The following is a 24,013-nucleotide window of genomic DNA, read 5'->3' on the forward strand; positions in this document are numbered from 1 at the left end:
AGGGTCTCCGACGCATGCGCGCGTCCCGGTGTCCGGGGCCGACGCGCACCCCGATTGCGGGGAGGGTTTCGATTAATTTGGGATGCGGCCTATTTTTGTGCGCATTTTCGTCCGTATCTTAGCGCGTCAAACGTGACAGGCCAAAAACAAAAGCGGCGCGCTCCTTTCGGGGCGCGCCGCCTGTTGCAGCAGGTAACACGTGGCGCACCGCTCTCGCGAGCGATGCGTCGGATGACCGCTTAGTCCTTCTTGCCTTCGAGCTGCGGCAGTGCGTCGTCGCTGGTCGACGTCAGCAGACCGGCCTTGGCGTACGTCATCAGCTTTTCGCGCGTGTCGACGATGTCGAGCGTACGCATCGTGAGCTGACCGATACGGTCGAGCGGCGTGAAGACCGAGTCGCCCTTTTCCATCGTCAAGCGTTCGGGCTTGTACGTCAGGTTCGGCGACGTCGTGTTCAGCAGCGAGTAGTCGTTGCCGCGGCGCAGTTCAATGGTCACTTCGCCGGTCACGGCGCGGGCCACCCAGCGTTGAGCCGTCTCGCGCAGCATGATCGCTTGCGGGTCGAACCAGCGGCCCTGATACAGCAGACGGCCCAGACGGCGGCCGTTCTCGCGGTACTGCTCGATGGTGTCTTCGTTATGGATGCCGGTCACGAGGCGCTCGTAAGCGATGAACAGCAGCGCGAGGCCCGGAGCTTCGTAGATGCCGCGGCTCTTGGCTTCGATGATGCGGTTCTCGATCTGGTCGCTCATGCCCAGGCCGTGACGGCCGCCGATACGGTTGGCTTCTTCGAACAGTTCGACGGCGTTGGCAAACGTCTTGCCGTTGAGCGCCACCGGCTGGCCTTCTTCGAAGCGCACGGTGACTTCTTCGGCCTTGATCGCGCAATCATCGCGCCAGAACGGCACGCCCATGATCGGCTGAACGATCTTGATACCCGAGTTCAGGTGTTCCAGATCCTTGGCTTCGTGCGTCGCGCCAAGCATGTTCGAGTCCGTCGAATAGGCCTTCTCGACCGACATCTTGTAGTCGAAGCCGTTGGCGATCAGGAATTCCGACATTTCCTTGCGGCCGCCGAGTTCGTCGATGAACGTCTGGTCCAGCCACGGCTTGTAGATTTGCAGGCCCGGGTTGGTCAAGAGACCGTAGCGATAGAAGCGCTCGATGTCATTGCCCTTGTACGTGCTGCCATCACCCCAGATATTGACGCCATCTTCCTTCATGGCAGCCACGAGCATCGTGCCCGTGACGGCGCGGCCGATCGGCGTGGTGTTGAAGTATGTGACGCCGGCCGTCGAGATGTGGAACGCGCCCGATTGCAGGGCGGCGATGCCTTCGGCCACGAGTTGCGCACGGCAGTCGACCAGGCGGGCGTTCTCGGCACCGTAACCCATCGCGCGACGCGGGATTTCTTCGTAGTCGGGTTCGTCCGGCTGACCCAGATTGGCCGTGTAAGCGTAGGGAATCGCGCCCTTTTGGCGCATCCAAAGCAGCGCAGCGCTGGTGTCGAGACCGCCCGAAAAGGCGATGCCGACCCGTTGTCCCGTGGGGATGTGTTGCAGAATCGTGGTCATCGGCGTGAAAAAGCTGGGTTTTTAACCTGTCAAGTATCCCCGTCCGGGCTATGGATGGTCAAGTCTGATGGCCTTTTGGGCGCGATCCGATCATGTTTTCTCCACCATTCATCCACCATTTATCCGCCATTTGTCCGTGACTCCGGTCGGATTCCCGCACGCCGGGATGACATTCCCACGCTGTCATCCCTCACCGTTCACCACTGCGTGCCCGCGACGCCGCACGCCGCCGCCAGAAAGTCCGAAAACGCCCGGATCACGAGCGATGCCTGACGATGCTGCGGGTAGACGACATAAATCGACGACGGCGGTGGTTCGAAGTCGTCGAGCACCGTCACGAGACGACCGCCCAGCAAGGCGGGGGCGACGATAAACACCGGCAGCCACGTCACGCCAAGCCCGGCCACCGCCGCATCGCGCGCCAGTTCGCCGTTGTTCACGCGGAGCCGTCCGGACACCGGAATCTCAAGCGGCTGCCCGTCGCGCGAGTAATGCCAGCTCACACGCTGGCTGTGACCGTAGGGTAACAACGTGTGATCGCTCAGTTCTTCGGGCGTTTGCGGCGCACCGTGGGTTTCGAGATAGCGAGGACTGACGCACGTGACCATGCGCATGGGCGCGACCGTACGGGCGATCAGCGACGAGTCGGCCAGCGCGCCGATACGCACCGCCACGTCGTAGCCTTCGCCGATGATGTCCACCGTGCGGTCGTTCAGTTCGAGTTCGATGGTGACGTCGGGATAGGTCGTGAGAAACGACGGAATCGCCGAGCTGAGGAACATCGTCCCGAACGACATCGGAGCAGACACCCGCAAATTACCGCGCGGGCGCTCCCCCTGACTGCTCACCGCCAGATTCGCGGCTTCCACATCGTCAAGGATGCGCCGGGCGCGCTCGTAGTAGACCCGACCGAGGTCGGTCACGGCCAGTCGTCGGGTCGTTCGCAGCAGCAGGCGCACGCCGAGCGATTGCTCCAGCGAGGAGATGCGGCGGCTCACGAACTGCTTCGAGAGTCCGAGTTTCGCCGCCGCCCCGGTGAAGCTCATGGCGTCCACGGCGCTGACGAAGATGCGCATGTCGTCGAGCAGGTCCATCGGCAAGATTTCCGTCTTCAATAAATTGCGGGTGACAACGAACGCACTTCGATGCGCATTGTCACCCTGAGAAAGACAATCTTAGCCGAGATGCCGACGGCGTTCGCGACTCAAGCTATCGGAGCGCCAGCCGCAAGCCCATCAGAATCGCGGCGGTGCCCGCGACGGCCAGCGTCGTCGGCCGGTGCCCGAAGATGCCCCAGTCGAGCAGTGCGGTCACCACGGGCACCAGATAGAACAGGCTCGTCACCGTCACCAGATTGCCGGACGCGATCATTCGATAGAGCAGCAGCGTCGCGCCGACCGAAATCACGAGACCCATGTAGAGCAGCGGCAGCCAGAAGCCCAACGTGTTGTCGATGTGCCACGGCTGCGTCGGCGCGACGAGCAATGCCAGCGCCAGTCCGACCGCGTACTGCAGCGGCAGCACGTCGAGGGGCGTTTGTCGCGACCCTTTTTGCGCGAGCGTGCCGAGCGTCATGCAGGCGAGCGCGGTGAGCGCCCACACGGACCCCGCTGCCGATAGCCGTGCCGACATCAGACTTTGTGCGACCACGAGCGCCAGCCCGACCAGCGCGACCGCCAGCCCCAACAGACGTCGCGCACTATGGCGCCGCTCCAGCACCACGAGCGTGAGAATCGGCTGGACGCCAAGCACCGTCGCGAGCGCCCCCGGGGTGATGCCGCTGGCGAGCGCCAGCAGATACGACGCCTGATAGCCGCCGATGAGCAGCACACCGGTGCCCGCCACCTGCCAGCCGGTGCCGGGTGCGGGCCACCATTGGCGACGGGTCAGTGCGATCAGCGTGAGCGCCGCGAACGCGACCCCCAGACGGATGACGAGAAAGGCAAACGCCGACGCGTGCGCCAGCCCCCATTTGGCGGCCAGTGCGCCGCCGCTCCACAACAGAACAAACAAGAGCGTCGCGCCATGGCGGCGCAATGCAAGACCATCGAGTTGCATCGATCTTCCCCTGAGCAGCGTGTCCGGTGTGGCGTGCAATGTTTGTGCCGCGACGTCATGACGAGATCGCTCACGTCGCGCGCCTGAAGTGGCACACAACCGGGGCGACATAATCTAGACGACAGCATCGAGGCATCGACACAAGATCATCGCGGCTGGCGCAATGCGCGCAGACCACTTGAACCCGCTGAAATTCGAATGAAAAAGTGTTGTGCCGGGTGACGGACACCCAGCGAGCCGTGTGTGGCGTCAGGCCACGACCACGTCGGCGACCACCACGGTGGGCGGTGCCACGCCGGACGGCGGGGGAGGTGCCACGGCTGCAAAACGTCCGCGCAGTCGAGCACCGACACCGCGTTGCGGCGGCGAAATCGATGCTACGGCGAGGTGGACGAATGCGTGAGCAGTCATGGATCGATGGAGGGATCGAATGGGTGTTGATTCGAATGTCGAATCACGCCCGTCACTCGACGAGCGTGAACACACTTTACACGGAGGTATCCACGCGGGCAAGCGCCCATCGTCGCGTGCGTCAGGCGGTTGGCCACGCGCCCGTGCGCTCGACGCTGGGCGATGCCTCGCCGTCGCGCCAGGCGGCCGGTAGCGCACCTCGTACGCGTCGCACTTCGCGCACATGCAGACGCACCAGCCGCAGCGCACCTTCGAAGCCGCTTTGTGCTTCGTCGTGCCAAAGGACTTCGGCGTCTCCTGCGACGTGCAAGAAGTCGCCCGACGCGAAGTCGACGAACACCAGCCCGGCGCGCGGGTTGGCGTGCAGATTGCCGAGCGTGTTGTAGAACGAGTTGCCGCGAAAGTCGGGCCACACCAGCGTGTTGGCGTCTTCCACGCGCACGAATCCAGGCTTGCCGCCGCGATGCGAGACGTCGGTGCCTGAACTGCGCGCTGTCGCGCCATCGCCTGCGTAATGCGTGGCGATGAAGAACGTGTCGGCACTCGCGATTTGCCACTGCGCGTCGTCGTCGAGTGAGCTTTGCGGCGGTTCGGCCACCGGTGGCGCATCGTGCGCTTGCGGCGTTGCTTCGCGCTTGCGGATGTACTGCGGGCAGTTGCCGAAACTCTGGGCGACCCGCAGCGTGAACCCTTGCGCATCGACTTCATCGATGGAGCCGTTGACGCGATTGCGACGCCGCGTCGAAGGCTCGATCCCCAGCAAGCCGATCGGTGCGCCCGACGTCACCGCGCCGTAGAGCGGATCGGTCGGGGGCGGAAACGCATTCACACGCAGCAGCGTCGGATCGGGCGAATGCGCGAAGCCGGGGGTGCCGCTGAGCAGCGTGGCCCACGGCTGATCGTCGGCATCCAACCCGCCCATGACGAGAAACGGCAACTGCGCGAAGAACTGGCGATGCTGATCCGGCATAGCGAGACGAATCACGCGCGCCCCCACCTCCGCCATCTGCTCACGGGAACCTGCGAGCGTCTGCACGTACATTTCGCCTGCGTGAAAGGGCGATTCCAGTTGAAGCGGTGACGGGGTGGGGGCGTTCATGATGCTCTCCTTCGGTTCAGGCGGCGCTCGGGCAATGCATCAGGCACTGCACAGGCGACGCGAGCAGCCTTCATTCAGTCGTTATGCGGCAACGGCGTTCAGACCGCACGCCGTCGACGGCATCGGCACGAAACGCGGCAGCGCTTCGATGCGCGCCAGCCAGGCGCGCACGGCCGGATACGGTTGCAGCGACACGTTGCCTTCGGGCGCATGCGCCAGGTACGTGTACAGCGCGATGTCGGCAATCGTCGGCGTGGCGGCCGTGACGAACGGCGTGGCGTTCGCTGCGGTGAGATGCGCTTCGAGACGCGTGAGCAGCAACACGCCACGCTCGACCATCGCGGTCGTATCGACGCCACGGTTGAAGACGACCGCCACGCGCGCTGCCGCCGCGCCGAACGCCAGATCGCCAGCGGCCACCGACAGCCAGCGTTGCACGTGAGCAGCAGCCACCGCATCCTGCGGCAGCCAGGCGTGCTTTGCGTCGTAGCGGGTCGCGAGGTAGACGAGGATCGCGTTCGAATCGGCGAGGATCACACCGTCGTCGTCGATGGCGGGCACCTGACCGAACGGGTTGATGGCGAGGTACGCAGGTTGCTTGTTCTCACCGGTCGCCAGATCGACGTCGATGGCCTCATACGGCAAGTCGAGCAGATTGAGCATCAGCTCGATGCGATGACAGTGGCCCGAGAGCGTGAAACGGTAGAACTTGATCGGACGCGCAGGGCGGGCGGGCGCGTAGGCGTGAATATCGGTAGGGCGGGTCATTGGGCATCTCCGTGGGTGAGTGGATGCGGCAGCGCCGGAGTCGGAACCGTCACGCAATAAGCCAATTCTCCATCCAGTCGATTTCCGGATAAATGGCGTGAACTTGATTTGACTACTCCGAAAAACGGAGTAATTATGCGCCGCATGGACAAACTTCGCGCAATGCAGACGTTCGTTGCCATCGTCGATCAGGGCAGCCTGAGTGCGGCGGCACGCGCGCTCGATTCGTCGCTGCCCGCTGTGGTGCGGACGCTGGCGGCGCTTGAAACTTCCCTGGAAGTGCGGTTGCTCAATCGCACGACGCGCCGCATCGCCCTCACGGAAGAGGGGCACACCTACCTCGACACCTGCCGTCAGATCCTCAGCGAGTTACACGAGGCTGAGGCGCGGCTGGCGGCGCGTCACGAGGCGCCGAGCGGTACGCTGGTCATCACCGCTCCGGTGCTGTTCGGACAGATGCACGTCGCCCCGGCGATGTTCCGGTTCCTGCGCGCGTACCCGAACGTCAAATGCAGGCTCCTGCTCAACGACCGCGTGGTGAATCTATGGGAGGAGGGCATCGACGTCGGCATCCGGATCTCGCCGCTCGACGACTCCACGCTTGTCGCGCAGGGCATCGGGGCGATTCGCCGCGTGGTGGTCGCGAGTCCCGCGTGCATTGCGGAGCAGGGCGAAGTGGCGCATCCGCGCGATCTGCTCGGCAAGAACTGCATCCTCTCGCACGGCGGTGGTTACGGCCAATGGCGTTTCTGGGAAGGGGGACGGGAGTTCGTCGTGCCCGTCGACGGCAATCTTGAAATCAGCCACGGCATGACGGCCGTCGAAGCGTGCGCCGACGGCATGGGCTACGGTTGCTTTCTGTCGTATCAGGTGGCGCAGGCGATGGACGAGGGGCGGCTCGTGCGCGTATTGAAGGACTACGAAGGACCGGCGCGACCGGTGAACATCGTCTATCCGCATGCGCGCCTGTTGCCGTCGCGCACACGTGCGTTCGTGGAGTGGATGAAGCGGGAATTGCCTGAAGTGGCGACGCGGTGGCGCTGACGTGACGTCGCGTCGAGCTAGTCGACGAGCGAACGTCAGATAAAAGAACGCGGAAAGCGACGGAGCCGCTTCCCGCTAAAAAAGCCCGCCGACGCCAACCGGCGGGCCGCTTCGTTCTTTTGTCAGTTCAGGCGAGTATTAGTCGCGGTCTTCGCGCCAGCCACGGTGCCAGCCGCGATCGTGACGACGCTCCTCCCAGCGGCGCTCGCGCCAGTCGTCATAACGGTCACGACCGTAGTACACCACCGGTTGCGGCGCGCGATATACGGGTTGTGGGGCCACATACACCGGTTCCGGTGCGACGTAGACCGGCTGCGGCGCCACGACGACCGGGGCAGGCACGCCGAGATAGAGGCCGACATCCACGTGTGCCGAAGCGGCGGTGGAAGCGACGGCGGCAGCAGCGCCAAGGGCAGCGATGATCAGAATGCGTTTCATGGTGTCCTCCATGAGTCCTGCTTTTGTTGATTCGGTAGTGGCGTTGGCCACGTTGTTGAAACCGTTGAAGCCAGTCTAGCGACGGCCTTGCGTAGCAGGTGCTACGAGTGTGTTGGGGATGTGTCGTTTTGTAACGCCGGTGGACGGAGCGGCGAGGCGCGCGGAATGCGATGAGCGGGGAAGTCGAGCAGCGGTGGTCGACGAAAAAATCGGGCGCAGAAAACACAAAAGGCGTCACACGAAATTCGCGTGACGCCTTTTGCATTTAATCGTTGGTAGGCTCGATTGGATTCGAACCAACGACCCCCACCATGTCAAGGTGGTGCTCTAACCAACTGAGCTACGAGCCTAGAAAGACCGCGAGTATATGGGGTATTTCTGAGGCTGGCAAGCGTTTTGCGAAAAAATCTTAACGAAACGCGCGTGGATGCCCCGTCGCGTGCTCATTCTCCCCGTTTGGCGGCGGCACCCGAAGCACCGCGCTTCGGCTTGATGCGCACCCAGATACCCTTGTTGCCGCCGCTGCCCGAGCGCTGTTCCACGTCGAACAGCCCGATGGTCGCGACGAGATCGCTCAGTTTGCCGAAGCCGTAGTTGCGTGCGTCGAAGTCGGGCGCTTGCTTCGCGATGTGACTGCCCATCGCGCCGAGGCTGGCCCAGCCGTCTTCGTCCGACACGCCGGTCACGGCGTTGCGCAACAGCCGAACGAGCCGTGCGTCGCGTTTGAGTTCGGCGGCGCTGCGACGCTTGCGCGGTGTGGGCGCTTCGTCGTCGTCCGGCTCATCGTCCTGACGCAGCAGTTCGGTGTAGATGAACTTGTCGCATGCGGTGACGAAGGGCTGCGGTGTCTTGCGCTCACCGAAGCCGTACACGATCAGGCCCTGTTCGCGAATGCGCGACGCGAGCCGCGTGAAGTCGCTGTCGCTGGAGACGAGGCAGAAGCCGTCGAAGCGCCCGGTGTAGAGCAGATCCATCGCGTCGATGATCATGGCGCTGTCGGTGGCGTTCTTGCCGACGGTGTAACGGAATTGCTGGATGGGCTGAATCGAGTATTCGAGCAGGCACTTCTTCCAGCCGTCGAGATTCGGCTTGGTCCAGTCGCCGTAGATCCGCTTCACGCTGGCGACGCCGTACTTGGCGACTTCGGTGAGCAGACCTTCGACGATGGCGGGTGCAGCGTTATCGGCGTCGATGAGCACGACGAGCGTGGGGCCCTGAGCGGCCACCGGTGTTGTCACGGGCATGGCGGGGTTCCTTGGACGCAAAGATGTGTCGGATCTTTCGGATCGGTCGGACGCTTTGCATTATGACCCGGAACTGTGACCGCCATGCCTAACCTGAGTGACAGAGATGAATGCGAGCGGCTAACGCGTGCCTCGCTGCCCCAGCGGGGCGAACCACAACACGCCGATGCCGACGAGCAGGCTCACCGCCGCGAACATCAGCCCCGAGGTGAACGAATGCGTCCAGTCCTTGAGCACGCCGACCACGATGGGACTCAATGCGGAACCGAGGTTGCCGACCGCATTGATGACGGCCAGCCCCAGCGCGCGGGTGTGCGGCGCAAGGCTGCGATCCGGCACCGTCCAGAAGATCGCCATCGCCGTGTACGCGCCGGTCGACGCCATCGCCACCCCCGCGAGTCGCAGCGATGGTTCCGGTGCGAAGCAGGTGACGACCCAGCCCGCGGCGGAGAACAGCATCGGCAGCACGAGGTGCCAGCGTCGCTCTTGCAGACGGTCGGAGCGGCGTCCCCACCAGATCATGCCTGCGATGGTGCAGACAGACGGGATGGCGGCAAGCAGACCGATGGTGACGTTGCTGCTCGTCGTACCGAAGCTCTTTACGATCTGCGGAATCCACAGCGACGCCAGCGAGAGCGTGTTGACGAGACAGAAGTACCCGAGCGCGAACTTCGCCACGCTCGGCGTGCAGATGGCGCGCCACATGCTGGTGTTTGCGCTCGACTTTGTGCCTGCTTCGCCCGCTTGTCGTGCCGTCGCTTCAGCGCGATCACGCTCGATCATCGCGCCAAGCGTCTGCTTCTCGGTGGCGCTCAGCCAGCGCGCGTCGGACGGCTTGTCGTCGAGATACCACCAGGTGACGAGGCCGAGCAGCACTGTCGGCAAGCCTTCGAGCACGAACAGCCACTGCCAGCCTGCGAGTCCGGCCACGCCGTCGAGGCGCAGCAGATAGCCCGATGCCGCAGCACCGAGTGCCGACGTCACAGGCATCGCAATCATGAACCACGCGTTGGCGCGTGCGCGCGCGGCAGACGGGAACCAGTCGCCCATGTACAGCAGCATGCCGGGCAGGAAGCCCGCTTCGGTAATGCCGACGATGGCGCGAATCAGATAGAGGCTGGTGGCGTCATGCGCGAACATCGTCGCGCTCGATGCCAGGCCCCACGCGATCAGAATCGCGCCGATCCAGCGACGCGCGCCGAACTTCACAAGCATGAGGTTGCTCGGCACGCCACACAGCACGTACGTCAGATAGAAAACCGTCGAGGCCATCCCGAACATCGTGCTGGTGAGCCCGAGGTCCTGACTCATCGTAAGTGCAGCGAAGCCGACGTTGATGCGGTCGAGGAACGAGAACAGGAACAGGACGAACAGAAAGCCGAGCAAACGCCGCGAGACCTTGCGCACGACGGCGCGCTCCATCGCCTCGCTGGCGACACGGTGGACCGGGGCGTCTGCGCGAACGCGAGCGTCGGGTACGGATGCGGCAATGCCGCCGGCAAGACCGGCGGCGGGCGTGATACGACTCATGATGGGGGTCTTCTCCAGCGCTCCCCGCCTTGTTTGATGTGGCGGTGTTTTGAGATGGGGTCCGCCATCGAGGGCGGACGCCGAAAGGAACTGAACGAACGATATGAACGATTGGGCGTCGCGTACCGCCGTCAGGCGGCTTGCAATTGCGTGCTGCCTGCGGCCTGCGCGATGAGATCGATCGCGCGTTGCGGATCGCGAATCTCATTGGCGAGCAGCAGCGCGACTTTGGCGAGGAGCAACTCGCGCTTGTCGGCCGGGGCGGCGTCGATGGCTAGCGCGAGCGTGTCGTAGATGTCTTCGAGGCCTGCGATGGCGGTTTGTTGAGCGGTCATGACGAGCTTCCTTGGAGAGCGGGGCGTTCAGGCGAGCGCCGTCGCCTGCGCAAGGGCGCTGGCCAGACGCGGGGCGTCGAGCTGCAACCAACGGGCGCAGATATGGTGATCGGGGCGTACGAGGTACGCCGTGCCATCGGCCGCGCCGTACTTGGCGGCGGCGTGGCCTGTCGGGTCGGGCAACGTGAGATCGGCACCGGCCACGGTGTTCTCGGACAGCGCGAAGGCGATGACCTTGACGGGCACGCCACGCTCGCGCCACGTCACGATGGCCTGACGCAGCGCATCGTCGAGCGGTGCATCGCCGAACGTTACGAGATGGAACGCCGCACCGAGGTGGTCGTAGAGATAGTCGTTCTCGGCGAGCTTCACGTTCGGTGTGGGCGCGCCGACGCTCGGGCCTGCCGTCATCGTCGCGTTGTCGTCGTTCGGGCTGTTGAGCGGCGAGTGACGATAGTCGTGCGCGCGCGACGTGCGCCAGTGGAACAGCGGACGCACGAATTCATGATCGAGCGAGAGATCGAGCACGGCGTCGCGCAGCACGCGGAATCCGTGTGACGGCGGCGTCATGAAGCGCGTACTCTTGCCCGCTTCCGAAATGATCTCGCGCGCAGCACCCACACGGTCGTGCGTGTACGACGCGAGCAACGGCGTCGGGGCCGCGCCCTTGACCACGGCCGCGAGTTTCCACGACAGATCGATAGCGTCCTGGAAACCGGTGTTGGCGCCGCGCACGCCGAAGATCGGCAGCAGGTGGGCAGCGTCACCCGCGAAGAGCACACGTCCGTGCACGTAGTCGGGCAGCGTCAGCGCTCGCGCCGAATACACCGAGCACCAGTCGAGTTCCCAGGGCTTGCCGCCGAGACCCATCATGTCCAGTTGCGCGTTGATGCGCTCGCGAATCGTTTCCGGTTGCAGCGCATGTTCGGACGTTTCGTCGACCGGCAACTGATAGTCCACCCGCCAGATATCGCCCGGCTCACGATGCATCAGTACGGTGTTGCCCGGGTTCCAATCGGGGGCGAAGAAGGCAAGGCGCTCGGTCGGCAGATCGAGATCGATGCGAATGTCGGCGATGACGAAGCGGCCCTCGTAGCTCGCGCCTTCGAAGCGCAGGCCCAGCGTTGTGCGCACCGTCGAGCGCGCGCCGTCGGCGGCCACGAGCCAGCCCGTGCGCTGCGTGTACTCGCCCTCGGGCGTGTCGATTTGCAACGCGACACCGTCGTCGTCCTGCGTTAGTCCGATCAGCTTGTTGCCCCAGCGCATTTCGACAAGCGGCTCGCGCTCGATGGCGTCGACCAGATAGCTCTCGAGCACGTTTTGCTGGAGGTTGATGAGCGGTGCGAAGCGGTCGTCCTCATCGACGGGCGACTCCATGCGGAACACGCGCTGGCCGCGATAGTACGAGTTACCGCTCGTCCACGGCAGACCGTTGGCGACGACGGCATCGGCCACGCCGACTGCTTGCAGAATCTCCTGCGAGCGGCGCGTGAAGACAATCGCGCGGCTGCCTTCGGAGACTTGCTGTTCGGCTTGCAGCACAACGCAGCGCACACCGTGACGCGCCAGCGCCAACGCGGTGACCATGCCGATCGGACCGCCGCCCACGATGGTGACGGGCACGGCAGGGGTGTCGCTCTGCGGCGCAAAATGGGGATAGACGCGATACGTGTGATACAGCGACGCGCGCGGGGTGGTCTCTGGTTTATGCATGGTGATGCGGCACCCGAAAAGCCGCTCGGCGCGTGTGTTGCGGGGCCTCGTGTCAGCGGAGAGGCGGCGCAGCCACAGCGCGCGAATGACGGGAACCGTCATCGAGCATTTAGTTGCTAACGCAACAATTCTAGTGTGCTAAGGTTGCGTTCGCAACCAAATATCGACCCATTTCGTCTAGGGGAAAACACTGAAATGCGGCCATCCCACAAATCGCTCGACCAGTTCCTGACGTACAAGATGCACCGCCTGATGAAGCAGCACGACAGGCGCGTTGCGCAGTCGTACGCGGACGGTGCGCAGTTGAGTCTGGCGGAATCGCGCGTGCTGGCGGCGGTGGGCACGGCCGGGGCGTTGTCGAACTCGGAACTGGCGCGCCGGGCGAATCTGGACAAGAGTCAGGCGAGCCGTGGGGCGGACGGGCTGGTTACGCGCGGGCTGGTGCGCCGCGCCCCGGACGAGCACGACGGTCGCGCCGTCAAAGTGACGCTCACGCCGGAGGGCGAGCGTGTCTGGCGCGTGGTGATCGATGCCGCACGCACGCATTACGAACGGCTGTTCGAAGCGCTGAGCGACGACGAGATGCGCGTGTACGAACGTCTGCTGGACAAACTGCTGCTGCGCTCGGACGAGCTCGATGAGCTCGAGTGAGTAGGGGGAGTAGGGGGAGTAGGCGTCACCACCATGAATCAGGGCACCCGAAGGTGCCCTTTTCTTTATCGCCGACGTCTAAGCCGATTACGCAAAGTTCAGCGTCTTCGTCAGATCGCCCGGCGGGTTCGTGCCGCGCGCTGCGAAGGCGGCGTTGCGATACGCGATGCCTTCGAGCGTCGGCAGATCGTGCAGACGCGTGACGAAGCGCAGGACCGACGTGGTGTCGTAGAACGTGTGATCGACGTTGCCGCGCTTGGCGAACGGCGACACCACGACGGCCGGAATGCGCGAACCCGGACCCCAGCGGTCACCCTTCGGCGGTGCCACGTGATCCCACCAGCCGCCGTTCTCGTCATACGTGATCACGACCACCATGTTGTTCCACTGCGGCGACTTCATCAGGTGCGCAAGCACGTTCGCCACGTGCTGGTCGCCGGACTCCACGTCCGAATAACCGGCGTGCTGATTCAGGTTGCCCTGCGGCTTGTAGAACGTGACGGCGGGCAGCTTGCCCGCAATCGCGTCGGCGATGAATTTGTTCGAGATCGGGCTGTCGCCTTCCCCGCCATCGCGCAGGTGTTCTTCGCGTGCCGCCGTGCCCGGTGCGAACTGGGCGAAGTAGTTGAACGGCTGATGGTGGTACTGGAAGTTCGGCTTGTCCGCGCCACCCTTGTGGTCGAGTGCCGACTGCCATGCGCCCGCATACCACGCCCACGAGACACCCTTCGTCGAGAGCAGGTCGCCGATGGTGGCGTAGTTCTGCGGCGGCAGCGTCGCCGGGTTCGACGGATCGGCCAGACGCTTGTCACCCGACGCGGCGGGCTTGATCGGCGACGGTTGATACGCGGGCATCATCGTGTTCACGGCGAAGTTGTCCGGCGTGATCGCACCGTCGCGCACGAACTTCGGCTTGCCGTCGGCAGCCGATGCGGGTGAGTCGGGCGCCACGGCGAGACGCACACCCTGCGGACCGTCGGCCAGCACGGCGATCTTGTCTTTGGCCGGGCTCTGCGCGGCGTTCGGATACATCGGCGGGCGTGCCGTCACGAGGAACTGGTGGTTCAGGAACGAGCCGCCGAAGGCCGCCATGAAGAAGTTGTCGCACATCGTGTACTGCTGCGCGATCTTGTAAAGGTCGAGCGTCTTGGCCGTGTCGCCGTAGTAGCCCATGACCAGACCGCCCGAGTCCGCCCAGGCGGCGAACTGGTTGTTCGCGCCGTCGTTGATCTGCATCTGGTTCTGCCAGAACAGGTGCCACAGGTCGCGCGTGATGACCGACTCCGGCAGCAGCTTGCCCTCGGCGTCCTTGAGCATGAACGGTGCGTTCGGCTGGCGCGCAATGTCCTTCTCGGTGATGTGGTACTTCTTGCCGCCGATCATCTGCGCGCGCGGCACCAGACCGTCGAACACCGGCGGGAGCAGCGACATCGGCGTCTTGCCGTCGCGATCGAGCTGCGTGTAGCTCGATGCAGCTACCTTCGAGAGCGGCTTCTCGATGCCGGGGAAGTCGGCGAACAGGTTGTTGAAGCTGCGGTTCTCGAGATAGATCACGACGACCGTCTTCACATTGGCCTTGAGCTGGGCGTCGAACGTGCCACCCGCAGCAACGGCGGTCGGTGCACCGGCACCGCCTTCGGTCGCGCAGCCACTCAGCGAAGCGCCTGCGGCACCGGCGGCGCCGATGGCGGCCAGACCTTGCAGAATGCGGCGGCGCTGCGGATTCGTCGGATCGTCGTCGTGCGAGAGGTCGGCGTCGAGTGCCGGATCGTGAGGCTGGGGCGTGGTGTCGTGCGTCATGATGTCCTTGTTTGACGTGTCGGGCAGTGGGGCGCGCGTGAGCGCCCGCGACCGGTCGGCAAGGACTGACGGGCAGGGACCGCAGGTAACTACGAACCCTTAACGTGTCGGCTTGCCCGGGCGGGCGAGGCAAGCGACGGTTTTACGCGGGGAATGTGACATTTCGGTGACATCGCCGATGCGTCACGCAGTGTGAAACAGGATGGGGCCATCGGGCTCGCAGGTCGCGCGAATCTTAACGAGACGATGAGCGAGACGATGAGCGAGACGATGAGCGCGACGACGGGCAAAAAGCGGCGCGTTCGGACCGACTAGGCAGCCCGACGTCCCGGATAGCCCGTGTCCTGAAAGAGCCCCGTCTGGAATTGCTCGACCAGATCGTCGAGCAGCGCGCGCAGGGCGCTGGGCATCTGCTTGCGCGAGATGTACACGCCATAGACGGTCATTTCGCGCGGCACGTAGTCGGGCAGCAGTGCGACGAGCGAACCGTCGCGCAGATGTGGCAGCGCCGAGTAGACCGGCTGCATCGAGATGCCTGCGCCGGCGAGCGTCGCAGCGAACACCACGTTCACCTCATTGGCCGACAGATTGCCGCCCACCGGTACGCCGAGCGGCACGCCGTCGTGCGTGAATTGCCAGAGGCTCTTGCCGAAGTAGGTGTACGTCAGACAGTTGTGAAGCGCGAGGTCTTCGGCGCGCGTCGGCGTGCCATGACGTTGCAGATAGGACGGCGCGGCGCAGATGACGGAATGGCACGTCGCCAGCTTGCGGGCAATGAGGCCGGGAGACGGCTCGGTTGTCACGCGAATGGCGAGGTCGATGCGTTCGTCCACCAGATCGACGGTGCGGTCCGCGACCACGAGATCGATCGCCACGCCCGGATGCTTCACGATGAAGCGCGTGACTGCCGCGGCCAGAAACGCCTGCCCGAGCGACGTGCTGCACGCCACGCGCAACAAGCCGCGCGGCGTACTGTCGGCGTTCGACGCGCACGCCAGATCGTCGGCGATGCCGAGCATTTCGCGACAACGCGGCAGGGCGTCGTTACCCGCGTCGGTGAGGCTCACGGCGCGGGTCGTCCGATGCAGCAGGCGAGTGCCGAGCCACGCTTCGAGTTCTGCGAGGTAGCGCGAGACCATCGCACGCGACATATCGAGCCGTTGCGCCGCCGCCGTCAGCGAGCCGCGCTCGGCCACTTCCGTAAAGACCCGCATCGCCGTCAGACGGTCCATGATTTGCTCGATCGGTGCAACAAATTGATCGTCATTATGGGCTTTTTTTGCGCGAGTGGCGCGACTACGATGGCAATCATGGAAAGCGCGAAATTGTCCCCTACGGTCCTGCAAGGGCTCTGGACGCCGCGCTGCAACACACAGGAACCCCGCCATGACCTCAGCCGCACAGCAAACCGCCCATCAAGCCACGCTGCATTACATCGCCGACCCGCTGTGCGGCTGGTGCTACGCCGCCGCGCCCCTCGTGCGTGCCGCGCGCGACGTGGCCGGTCTCGACGTCGACTTTCACGGTGGCGGCATGATGGCCGGTCCGAACGCCCAGCCCGTCACGCCGCAGTTGCGCAACTACGTCATGCCGCACGATCACCGGATCGCAGCGCTGACCGGCCAGCCATTCGGCGATGCCTACTTCGAAGGCCTGCTGCGTGACGGCACCGCCGTGTTCGACTCCGCACCGCCCACGGCAGCCGTGCTGGCCGCCGAAGCACTCGCGGGACGCGGTCTCGACATGTTCGCCGCCGTGCAGCGCGCGCACTACGTCGACGGCAAACGCATCGCCGATCGCGACGTGCTGATCGATCTCGCGGCGGACCTCGGGCTGGATCGCGAGGCCTTCGGCAAAGCGTTCGACGCACAGGACGCCAGCGCGCTCATGCAGCACTTCCGCGACAGCCGCGCGTGGCTCACGCGCCTGGGCGGCAGCGGCTTCCCGACATTCGCGCTGGAGATCGACGGCCAGTTGGAACGGCTCGAACCCGGCCGCTATCTCGGTCAGCCGGACGCGTGGCGCGATGCGCTTCGCGAGCGCTTGCTGGCAGCACACCCCGCCGCCGTTGGCGACGCTGGCGCATTGCCGCAATGCGGCCCCGATGGCTGCGCAATCTGAGTCTCACGGCGTCTCACTCGTCACCCGAATTTCACCCGCAAGTCATCCCCCCTCATCCGCAGGAGCATCCTGATGAAAGTCGCACTGATTGGAATTACTGGCCGCGTCGGAACGCGCGTTGCCGAAGAACTGCTGCAACGTGGTCACACGGTTACGGGCATCGCACGGAATCCGGAGCGTGTCGAAGCCGAGAACGGTCTCACCGTGGTCAAGGGCGACGCGTCCGATCCGTCGTCGCTCGCGCCGCTGCTCGCCGGTCACGACGCCGTGATCAGCGCCGGTCGTTTCGTCTCGATGGACGCCGCCAAACTCGTCGACGCTGTGAAGCGTGCAGGCGTGCCGCGTCTGCTGGTGGTCGGCGGTGCGGGCAGTCTCGAGATCGCACCGGGCAAGGCGCTCATCGATACGCCGGAATTCCCGGACGCGTACAAGCCCGAAGCGAGCGCCGGTCGCGTGTTCCTGGAAGTGCTGCGCGCCGAGCCGAAGGATTCGTCGCTGAACTGGACGTTCCTGTCGCCGTCGGCACTGTTCGAGCCGGGCGAGCGCACGGGCAAGTTCCGCATCGGTGGCGACGGACTGCTCGTCGACGCGAACGGCAAGAGCTGGATCTCGATGGAAGACTACGCGATTGCGCTGGTCGACGAGCTTGAGAAGAACCAACACCCGCGCGCGCGTTTCACGGTCGGTTACTAAAACGCAGGCGGCAGGTGACGCTGACGCTCACGGCGATCAGCGCGCCTGCCGGAAAGTGAGGTTGTAACGCACGGCTTGCGCGTCGAAGCTGCCTTCGACGCTTGCAATGCCGTGATAGACGAGTCGCGAGGGGCCACCCCAGACGACGACGTCGCCCGGCTCCAGCCGCACGCGCCGCGTGCGGTCTCCTCGTTGCAGGCCGCCCCACAGAAAGACAGCGGGCAAGCCCAGCGAGACGGACACGATAGGCGCGCCCAACTCGCGTTCGTCGCGATCCTGATGCAACGTCAGTCGCGCGTCGAGCGTATAGCGGTTGATGAGGCACGCGTCGGGCGAGAAGTCGCGATATCCGGCGGCCTCGGAAGCGTCGCTTGCCAGCGCCACGAACGAAGCAGGCATCGCAGGCCACGGCTGTTTCGAGAGCGGGTCGTGCGTGCCGTACCGATAACCCATCTTGTCGCTGATCCACCCTACGTCGCCGCAATTGGTCATGGCGACCGACATCCGCTTGCCGCCCGGCGTCAGCCAGTGACGCAACGGGGCCTGCGCAATCACCGCATCGATATCCGTTTGAAGCGTCGCGAGACGCGCGCGTGCGAAGCCGCGCAGCACAAACGCGCCCGGGCCGAGTTCGTCGGTTTGCGGGGCGTTGGTGGTGTCGTCGTCGGCATCGTTGCCGAAGAGGTCGAACGTCATGGCGATGTCATGGGGGGCGGAGGATGTCAGGTGGCGTCGTGCAGGATCACGCCGAGCGTGTGGCGATGGCCGCTGCGCAGACGGCTCACGCCGTGCCGCATGTTCACGCGATACACGCCGCGTGTGCCATTCACCGGCCGGTGGTGCACAGCGAAGACGACCGCGTCGCCGCGCGTGAGCGGCACCACTTCGGCACGTGACTGCATGCGCGGACGTTGCTCCGTCAGCACGAACTCGCCACCGGTGAAGTCCTCGCCGGGTTGCGATAGCAGAATCGCTACCTGCAACGGGAAGACATGCTCCCCGTAGAGATCCTGATGCAGGCAATTGTAGTCGCCCGCTTCGTAACGCAAAAGCAACGGTGTCGGGCGGCGCTGACCGGCGTCGTGGCATTGCGCGAGGTAGGCGCGATGCGTCGGCGGATAGCGCGTGTCTATCCCCATGACCTTGTGCCAGCGGTGCGCAATGTCGCGCAACGGCGCGTAGAACGCTTCGCGCAAATCGGCGACGAGCGACGGCAGCGGGTAGGCGAAGTACTGGTACTCGCCTTGCCCGAAGCCGTGACGCGCCATCACGATCCGGCTGCGAAAACGTTCGGACGTCGGTGCGATGCCGGTACGTCCGTTCGTCTCTCCGTACATTGCGCACAGGTCCGCGCACTCGTCTGCATTCAGCAGCTTCGGGATGCGCGCCGCGCCGAAGGCGTTCAGTTCGTCTTCCAGCGCGGCCCAGTCGAGCGATGTGACGCGAGCGCTCACAGCTTCACCTTGGCAGATCGATTGTCGCTGTCGTGTCGGTCGCCACGCTCCTCATGCTCGTGTACGAGCAACGCGCGTTTGCGCTCCACGCCCCAGCGGTAGCCCGACAGCGCGCCGTCGTTGCGCACGATCCGGTGACACGGAATTGCCACGGCGAGCGTGTTGGACGCACACGCCTGCGCCACGGCGCGCACGGCACGCGGCGAGCCGATGCGCTCGGCGATCTGGGCGTAGCTCGCTGTCTCCCCGGCGGGCACGTCGCGCAACGCTTGCCACACGCGCTGCTGGAACGCGGTGCCGCGCACGTCGAGCGGCAACGACAGGCCGATGTGCGGCGATTCGACGAAGCCGACCACCTGCGCGACCCAGCGCTCGAATTCGGCATCTGCGCCGACGAGTTCCGCCTTGGGGAAACGATCCTGCAACTCACGCACGAGCGCGTCCGGATCGTCACCCAAAGAAATCGCGCACAGACCGCGCGAAGTCGCCGCCACGAGCAGTGCACCGAGCGAGCACTGCGCGACAGCGAAGCGGATCGACTCGGCCTTGCCGCCCGCGCGGAAGGCCGCAGGTTTCATGCCGAGCAGGGCGTCGGCACTCGCGTAGAAGCGGCCGTTGGAGTTGAAGCCAGCGTCGTAGAAGGCCGACGTCACGCTCTGCGCCTCGGGCAGCGCGTCGCGCACCCGTTCGGCGCGGCGGGCGTTCGCGTAGCCACGTGGCGTGACTCCCGTCACCGAGCGAAAGAGCCGGTGAAAGTAGTGCGGGCTGAGTCCGGCTTCAGCCGCGAGCGTTTCGAGCGACGGGGGCACCTCGGCCGCCTCGATGCGGCGGCAGGCGGCCGTCACCAGCGCGGCATGACGCGCATCGAGCGCGCCCTGATCGGGCTTGCAGCGTTTGCAGGGACGAAAGCCCGCGCGCTCGGCCGCCGTCACGTCGGTGTGGAAAGCGACGTTCTCGCGGCGAGCCAGCCGCGCGCCGCACGATGGACGGCAAAACACACCGGTCGTGCGCACGGAGTAGAAGAATTCGCCGTCCGCCTGTTTGTCGCGTGCCACGACGGCGGCCCACTTGGCGTCGTCGGTGGCGTAGCGGGACGTCACTGACCCCGCGTGTGCATCCGACATATCCGACGTTATGCGGTGCGAGGCGTCGTTGTCGTGCGGGTCGCGGTGCTTGGGTGACGGACGTTTGGCGGTCATAGGATAGAAGTGCATCACAAGGATCTCCCGAGGGCTGATGACTGGCTTTCAGTCTAGGGAGACGGTCGCGATGCTGCGCTCCGTTTCTTGCTATCGAATTCGAAGTCCTTCGTCACACGCCCGGCGGCATGGTCGTGCCGAGCTTCGCGGCGAAACTCATCACCATCACCAGCACGAGGGCTTCGATTGCAACCACGCGTGCGAAGGCGCTCGTATCGAGCGTCGTGTCGCCGGTGTCGAGCGCCAGACGCGGCAGAAAGTGCCAGCGGTTCCACGCGCCCAGCAACGCCGCACACGCGACGAGGACTAACTTCGTGATCAGCCACGCCAGATAAGGGGCATTCTGATCGCTGAACCAGAGCGACGCATTCTCACCGAGCGTGCGCCACGCGTTGAACGCACCGGTGACGAGTGCGACGAGCATCGCAAGTGTGGCGACCGACGACAACCGTTCGCCGTAGGCGGCTCGCGCGCCGACGGGCCAGTGACGCCAGCCCGGGATCACACATCCGGCGACCAGCACCAGGCCCGTCCACGATGCCGCTGCCGCCACGTGCAACGTATGCACGCCGATGGCGAGCCACGGCATCGACGCATCGGCGGCGTGCCCCGTGCTCGCGCGCGCCAGCGCAAGAATCACGGCACCGGCAGCATAGACCCACCGGCCATAACGTTCCTGACGATGCTCGCGACGGTGATGCCGGTCGCGCGGATCGTCGGCAATCGGCATGACGGCGCGCAGACGCCGCCGCGCTTCGTACCATGCCCACGCGCCCGCGCATAGCAGCGCCACACCGAGTCCGGCCACCCACTGCGCGCGGCCGAAATGCGTCTGCGTGAGCACGACCCACACGTCGCTGAACATCGCCGACGAATCTTCCCAGTCGCCACCCGTCATCGCCTCGGTGCTTGCCAGCACATAGGCGATCCATGCGAGCACGGCCAACCCGGCCGCGAACGCCGGTAGCACGCGACGCGTGAGACCACTGCGCACCGCGTGCGGGCTGCGCAGCAGCAACACGCCGAGCGCCAGCGCCAGTGCGAGATTCAGCAAGCCCGCCGTGGCGGGCTGCCAGGTGCCCGCGGCCAGATCCGCTGGCATCACTTCACAGTGAACTTGAAGCTGCCCTGGGTGCGGTGACCGTCGCTCGCGACGGCCACCCAGTTCGCCTGATATTCACCGGCGGCGAGTGTCGGGACGGCGAGCGTGAGCGTCTTGCGGGCGGCATCGAGTTCGGGCTTCGCTTGCGTGACGGCGTTGCCCTTGGCGTCCACGACGGTGAGCTTCGAGAGCGCGCCTTCGAGCGCCGAGTCGAACGTTACACGCACCGACTTCGGCGCCTCGACGGTGGTCTGCGCCGCCGGTTCGCTCGACGCGATGTGCGCGTGCGCCCAGACTCCCTGCGACAGGCTGGCCAGCCCGATGACGGCCGCAGCAGTAAGGCCCTGCGTCGCGCGACGCAGCGCACCGGTTGCGCGACGGGCCTGAACAGCGGAGGAAGCGATTTTGGAGGTGCGCATATCGAATTTGGCTAAAAAGACGGGAACAAAGCGGCCATCCGGCAGCGGCGGCACGCGAGGATTGTCGAACTGCGTGAGCCAACCGTCAGAGGCAATGGCGCGTGAAGCGCGCCGCTCGCGCAGTATCGCAGACCTTGCAGACAGGCGCAGCGGCCCACCGGTTCCACCGCCGGACGCCTTGCGCGGCTTCGCGTCGCGCCCTTGCCAAGGGCCTTACACAATCGAACGTCCCGACGGAAACCTGTGGGTTATGTGCAACTGAGTTGCAAAACTGAAGGACTCGCCGTATCATCGCGCCATATTGCAACTCGGTTGCATTTAATCGGCTGCCGAGTTGGCTGCGCGATGTCCGGTGAATGGCTGGCATCGCCAAGAATGCGCGCTGACGCGCCTGCGAAAAGCGTGACGCTGCGCCGGTCCCCCCGACGGCGTGCACCAGCGGCGTCACGCTTCGCCGTACCGGTCAACCCAGGCACCGGTGCGGCGCCACCCGCCTCCAGTGGGGCGACGTCGGCGCGCATCCTTCGGGCGAACGCCTGCCCCACAAGACCACAGGACTTTGTTGTCATGACACACCCTCTCTCCCAAACCGGCGCCGCCGTCGATGCAGATCGCCGTCTGCCCGTCACCGTCCTTTCCGGATTCCTCGGCGCCGGTAAAACCACGCTGCTCAACCATGTGCTGCGCAATCGCGAGGGCTTGCGCGTGGCGGTTCTCGTCAACGACATGAGCGAAGTCAACATCGACGCGTCGTTCGTGGAGCGTGGCGCAAGCAACGCCGGAGCGGCCCTCTCGCGCACGGAAGAGCGCCTCGTCGAGATGAGCAACGGCTGCATCTGCTGTACGTTGCGCGAGGACTTGCTGATCGCCGTGCGTGAACTGGCACAGGACGGTCGCTTCGACTATCTGCTGATCGAGTCGACGGGCATTGCCGAGCCGATGCCGGTGGCCGCGACGTTCGAATTCCGCGACGAAGCGGGACAGTCGCTCGCCGACATTGCACGTCTGGACACGATGGTGACCGTCGTAGACGCCCTGCACGTGCTGAAGGATTTCAACGGGCTGGACACGCTGGCGCAACGCGGTGAAGTTGCTGGCGACGAGGACGAGCGTCGTCTCGCCGAGCTGCTGACCGAGCAGATCGAGTTCGCCGACGTGGTCGTGGTGAGCAAGGTGGATTGCGTCGACGCGTTGCAACTCGACGCCGTCAAGGCGCTCATCACCGGCCTCAATCCGTCGGCCAAAATCGTGTTGGGCGAGCGCGGTCAGGTGCCGCTGAACGAAGTGCTGGGCACTGGCCTGTTCGACCCTGTGCGCGCGGAGCAGATGGCCGGTTGGGCGCAGGCGCTCGTGGGCGAACACGATTCCGAAGCGGATACGTACGGCGTGACGAGCTTTGTGCTGCGTCAGCGCGAGCCGATGCACCCGGCGCGTTTCGCCGCGTTCATGTCGATGCCGTTCGACGGGCTGATCCGCGCGAAGGGTTATGTCTGGGCGGCGAATCGTCCGGCATGGGCGCTTGCGTACTCGCGTGCGGGCAATACGGCGACGCTGGAGTCGGTCGGTCAATGGTGGGCTGCGGCCGATCCGGACTTGTGGCCGCCTGTCGGCGACCCGCAACGCACGGCCATCGAATCGAACTGGGAAGCGCCGTGGGGCGACCGCATCAACGAGGTCGTGTTCATCGGGCGCGATCTGGATCGCGACGCCATCGAGAAGGCATTCCGGGATTGCCGCCTGAGCGCCGTCGAACTCTCGCAGGGCGACAAGGCGTGGCGTGACGACGAACACGCACTGCCGCTGGAAATGGCCGACGAGGCGTGAGCGCATGAGTCGTACCCATGTGCAGAAGCCCGTAGCGGCACGCGAGCGCGCGCTGAAGCGAACGCCTGAACCGTCAGAGCGGAGTGCGCGTGCACATGCCGCTACTGAGACGCGGGCCCGGTTCACGTTGTCGCGCAGTTTTGTGTTCGAAGCGGCGCACACGCTGAACCGCCGCGACATCGATCCGCCGAGCATGGACGCGAGTCGTCGCATCCACGGTCACAGCTATCGCGCGACCGTGGAAGTGACCGGCGCGCCGATGGGCGAGTCGGGCATGGTGCTCGATCTCGCGCAACTCGACGCCGCCCTCACGCGCGTGAGCGAGCGCCTCGACCACCGTCTGCTGGACGATGTCGCAGGACTCGGACCCGCAACGCTGGAGAATCTCTGCGCGTTTATCTGGCGCGCACTCGCGCCGCATCTCGTGGGGCTATCGCGCGTTACCGTCAGTCGCGATGCGCGCGGGGACGCCTGCTCGCTCTCCATGCGCGAGGCATGAAGCGCGAATGCTTGTCGACGCGCGTTAGCATTCGTCG

24 protein-coding genes and 1 tRNA gene are annotated in these 24,013 nt (G+C 65.1%); 6 read left to right on the forward strand and 19 right to left on the reverse strand.

Features of this window, described 5'->3' with window-relative positions; all coding sequences use genetic code 11:
• Window positions 1-239 precede the first annotated feature (239 nt).
• The 6 genes from argG to PCO31010_RS09455 all read right to left on the reverse strand — a co-directional run bounded on the left by argG (window position 240) and on the right by PCO31010_RS09455 (window position 5,910).
• Window positions 240-1,574 (reverse strand): argininosuccinate synthase, encoded by a 1,335-nt coding sequence (argG, locus tag PCO31010_RS09435; RefSeq protein ID WP_150575224.1) that lies wholly within the window; start codon window positions 1,572-1,574, stop codon window positions 240-242.
• A 197-nt stretch (window positions 1,575-1,771) separates the two neighbouring features.
• On the reverse strand, window positions 1,772-2,668 hold the full coding sequence (locus tag PCO31010_RS09440) for a LysR family transcriptional regulator (RefSeq protein ID WP_150664011.1): 897 nt from the start codon (window positions 2,666-2,668) through the stop codon (window positions 1,772-1,774).
• Between the two features lie 115 nt (window positions 2,669-2,783).
• Window positions 2,784-3,632 (reverse strand): DMT family transporter, encoded by an 849-nt coding sequence (locus PCO31010_RS09445; protein WP_150664012.1) that lies wholly within the window; start codon window positions 3,630-3,632, stop codon window positions 2,784-2,786.
• Between the two features lie 249 nt (window positions 3,633-3,881).
• On the reverse strand, window positions 3,882-4,043 hold the full coding sequence (locus PCO31010_RS26615) for a hypothetical protein (protein WP_174984545.1): 162 nt from the start codon (window positions 4,041-4,043) through the stop codon (window positions 3,882-3,884).
• Window positions 4,044-4,164: 121 nt separating this feature from the next.
• Window positions 4,165-5,142 carry a pyridoxamine 5'-phosphate oxidase family protein gene (locus PCO31010_RS09450; RefSeq protein WP_246184520.1) on the reverse strand — a complete coding sequence of 326 codons (978 nt, stop codon included), beginning with the start codon at window positions 5,140-5,142 and terminating at the stop codon, window positions 4,165-4,167.
• 81 nt (window positions 5,143-5,223) lie between these two features.
• Window positions 5,224-5,910, reverse strand: a complete 687-nt coding sequence (locus tag PCO31010_RS09455) for a glutathione S-transferase family protein (RefSeq protein ID WP_150664013.1) — start codon at window positions 5,908-5,910, stop codon at window positions 5,224-5,226.
• Between the two features lie 144 nt (window positions 5,911-6,054).
• Between PCO31010_RS09455 and PCO31010_RS09460 the strand changes: the two genes are divergently transcribed.
• On the forward strand, window positions 6,055-6,954 hold the full coding sequence (locus PCO31010_RS09460) for a LysR family transcriptional regulator (RefSeq protein WP_150664014.1): 900 nt from the start codon (window positions 6,055-6,057) through the stop codon (window positions 6,952-6,954).
• A gap of 138 nt (window positions 6,955-7,092) precedes the next feature.
• On the opposite strand, the gene PCO31010_RS09465 is transcribed toward PCO31010_RS09460, so the two are convergent.
• The 6 genes from PCO31010_RS09465 to PCO31010_RS09490 all read right to left on the reverse strand — a co-directional run bounded on the left by PCO31010_RS09465 (window position 7,093) and on the right by PCO31010_RS09490 (window position 12,214).
• Entirely contained in the window at window positions 7,093-7,392 is a 300-nt protein-coding gene (locus PCO31010_RS09465; RefSeq protein WP_150664015.1) for a hypothetical protein, read from the reverse strand.
• 273 nt (window positions 7,393-7,665) lie between these two features.
• A tRNA-Val gene (locus tag PCO31010_RS09470) sits at window positions 7,666-7,742 on the reverse strand.
• 93 nt (window positions 7,743-7,835) lie between these two features.
• Window positions 7,836-8,636, reverse strand: a complete 801-nt coding sequence (locus PCO31010_RS09475; RefSeq protein ID WP_150664016.1) for an NYN domain-containing protein — start codon at window positions 8,634-8,636, stop codon at window positions 7,836-7,838.
• Window positions 8,637-8,756: 120 nt separating this feature from the next.
• The gene (locus PCO31010_RS09480; protein WP_150664017.1) at window positions 8,757-10,166 is read right to left on the reverse strand and encodes an MFS transporter; all 1,410 of its coding nucleotides are present in this window, start codon (window positions 10,164-10,166) and stop codon (window positions 8,757-8,759) included.
• Between the two features lie 131 nt (window positions 10,167-10,297).
• Window positions 10,298-10,501: a DUF2783 domain-containing protein gene (locus PCO31010_RS09485; RefSeq protein WP_150664018.1), complete on the reverse strand. Its 204-nt coding sequence runs from the start codon at window positions 10,499-10,501 to the stop codon at window positions 10,298-10,300.
• A 27-nt stretch (window positions 10,502-10,528) separates the two neighbouring features.
• Window positions 10,529-12,214, reverse strand: a complete 1,686-nt coding sequence (locus PCO31010_RS09490; RefSeq protein ID WP_150664019.1) for an FAD-dependent monooxygenase — start codon at window positions 12,212-12,214, stop codon at window positions 10,529-10,531.
• A 195-nt stretch (window positions 12,215-12,409) separates the two neighbouring features.
• Here PCO31010_RS09490 and PCO31010_RS09495 point away from each other — a divergent pair, with 195 nt between their 5' ends.
• On the forward strand, window positions 12,410-12,865 hold the full coding sequence (locus PCO31010_RS09495) for a MarR family winged helix-turn-helix transcriptional regulator (RefSeq protein ID WP_150664020.1): 456 nt from the start codon (window positions 12,410-12,412) through the stop codon (window positions 12,863-12,865).
• Between the two features lie 87 nt (window positions 12,866-12,952).
• Here the strand turns inward: PCO31010_RS09495 and PCO31010_RS09500 are convergent, their stop codons facing one another.
• Together PCO31010_RS09500 and PCO31010_RS09505 are read right to left on the reverse strand one after the other, a co-directional pair.
• Window positions 12,953-14,665 (reverse strand): acid phosphatase, encoded by a 1,713-nt coding sequence (locus PCO31010_RS09500; RefSeq protein ID WP_150664021.1) that lies wholly within the window; start codon window positions 14,663-14,665, stop codon window positions 12,953-12,955.
• A 311-nt stretch (window positions 14,666-14,976) separates the two neighbouring features.
• Window positions 14,977-15,897: a LysR family transcriptional regulator gene (locus PCO31010_RS09505; protein ID WP_150660970.1), complete on the reverse strand. Its 921-nt coding sequence runs from the start codon at window positions 15,895-15,897 to the stop codon at window positions 14,977-14,979.
• Window positions 15,898-16,051: 154 nt separating this feature from the next.
• Between PCO31010_RS09505 and PCO31010_RS09510 the strand changes: the two genes are divergently transcribed.
• Together PCO31010_RS09510 and PCO31010_RS09515 are read left to right on the forward strand one after the other, a co-directional pair.
• The gene (locus PCO31010_RS09510; RefSeq protein ID WP_150664022.1) at window positions 16,052-16,786 is read left to right on the forward strand and encodes a DsbA family protein; all 735 of its coding nucleotides are present in this window, start codon (window positions 16,052-16,054) and stop codon (window positions 16,784-16,786) included.
• A 72-nt stretch (window positions 16,787-16,858) separates the two neighbouring features.
• Window positions 16,859-17,479: an NAD(P)-dependent oxidoreductase gene (locus tag PCO31010_RS09515; RefSeq protein WP_150664023.1), complete on the forward strand. Its 621-nt coding sequence runs from the start codon at window positions 16,859-16,861 to the stop codon at window positions 17,477-17,479.
• Between the two features lie 36 nt (window positions 17,480-17,515).
• On the opposite strand, the gene alkB is transcribed toward PCO31010_RS09515, so the two are convergent.
• The 5 genes from alkB to PCO31010_RS09540 form a co-directional block, all read right to left on the reverse strand.
• Window positions 17,516-18,175: a DNA oxidative demethylase AlkB gene (gene alkB, locus PCO31010_RS09520; protein ID WP_150664024.1), complete on the reverse strand. Its 660-nt coding sequence runs from the start codon at window positions 18,173-18,175 to the stop codon at window positions 17,516-17,518.
• Window positions 18,176-18,201: 26 nt separating this feature from the next.
• The gene (locus PCO31010_RS09525) at window positions 18,202-18,933 is read right to left on the reverse strand and encodes a 2OG-Fe(II) oxygenase (RefSeq protein ID WP_150664025.1); all 732 of its coding nucleotides are present in this window, start codon (window positions 18,931-18,933) and stop codon (window positions 18,202-18,204) included.
• Entirely contained in the window at window positions 18,930-20,057 is a 1,128-nt protein-coding gene (gene ada, locus PCO31010_RS09530) for a bifunctional DNA-binding transcriptional regulator/O6-methylguanine-DNA methyltransferase Ada (RefSeq protein WP_150664214.1), read from the reverse strand. The genes PCO31010_RS09525 and ada overlap by 4 nt, the downstream gene beginning before the upstream one ends.
• A 187-nt stretch (window positions 20,058-20,244) precedes the next feature.
• Complete coding sequence (locus tag PCO31010_RS09535; protein ID WP_150664026.1) at window positions 20,245-21,234, reverse strand: copper resistance D family protein; 990 nt, start codon at window positions 21,232-21,234, stop codon at window positions 20,245-20,247.
• Window positions 21,234-21,653 carry a copper resistance CopC family protein gene (locus tag PCO31010_RS09540; protein ID WP_150664027.1) on the reverse strand — a complete coding sequence of 140 codons (420 nt, stop codon included), beginning with the start codon at window positions 21,651-21,653 and terminating at the stop codon, window positions 21,234-21,236. The genes PCO31010_RS09535 and PCO31010_RS09540 overlap by 1 nt, the downstream gene beginning before the upstream one ends.
• Window positions 21,654-22,220: 567 nt before the next feature.
• Between PCO31010_RS09540 and PCO31010_RS09545 the strand changes: the two genes are divergently transcribed.
• Together PCO31010_RS09545 and PCO31010_RS09550 are read left to right on the forward strand one after the other, a co-directional pair.
• A complete protein-coding gene (locus PCO31010_RS09545; RefSeq protein WP_150664028.1) occupies window positions 22,221-23,477 on the forward strand; it encodes a GTP-binding protein in 1,257 nt (418 codons plus the stop codon).
• Between the two features lie 4 nt (window positions 23,478-23,481).
• Window positions 23,482-23,976 carry a 6-pyruvoyl trahydropterin synthase family protein gene (locus PCO31010_RS09550; protein WP_150664029.1) on the forward strand — a complete coding sequence of 165 codons (495 nt, stop codon included), beginning with the start codon at window positions 23,482-23,484 and terminating at the stop codon, window positions 23,974-23,976.
• Window positions 23,977-24,013 lie beyond the last annotated feature (37 nt).

It is taken from the genome of Pandoraea commovens, from assembly GCF_902459615.1.
Classification (GTDB): domain Bacteria; phylum Pseudomonadota; class Gammaproteobacteria; order Burkholderiales; family Burkholderiaceae; genus Pandoraea; species Pandoraea commovens.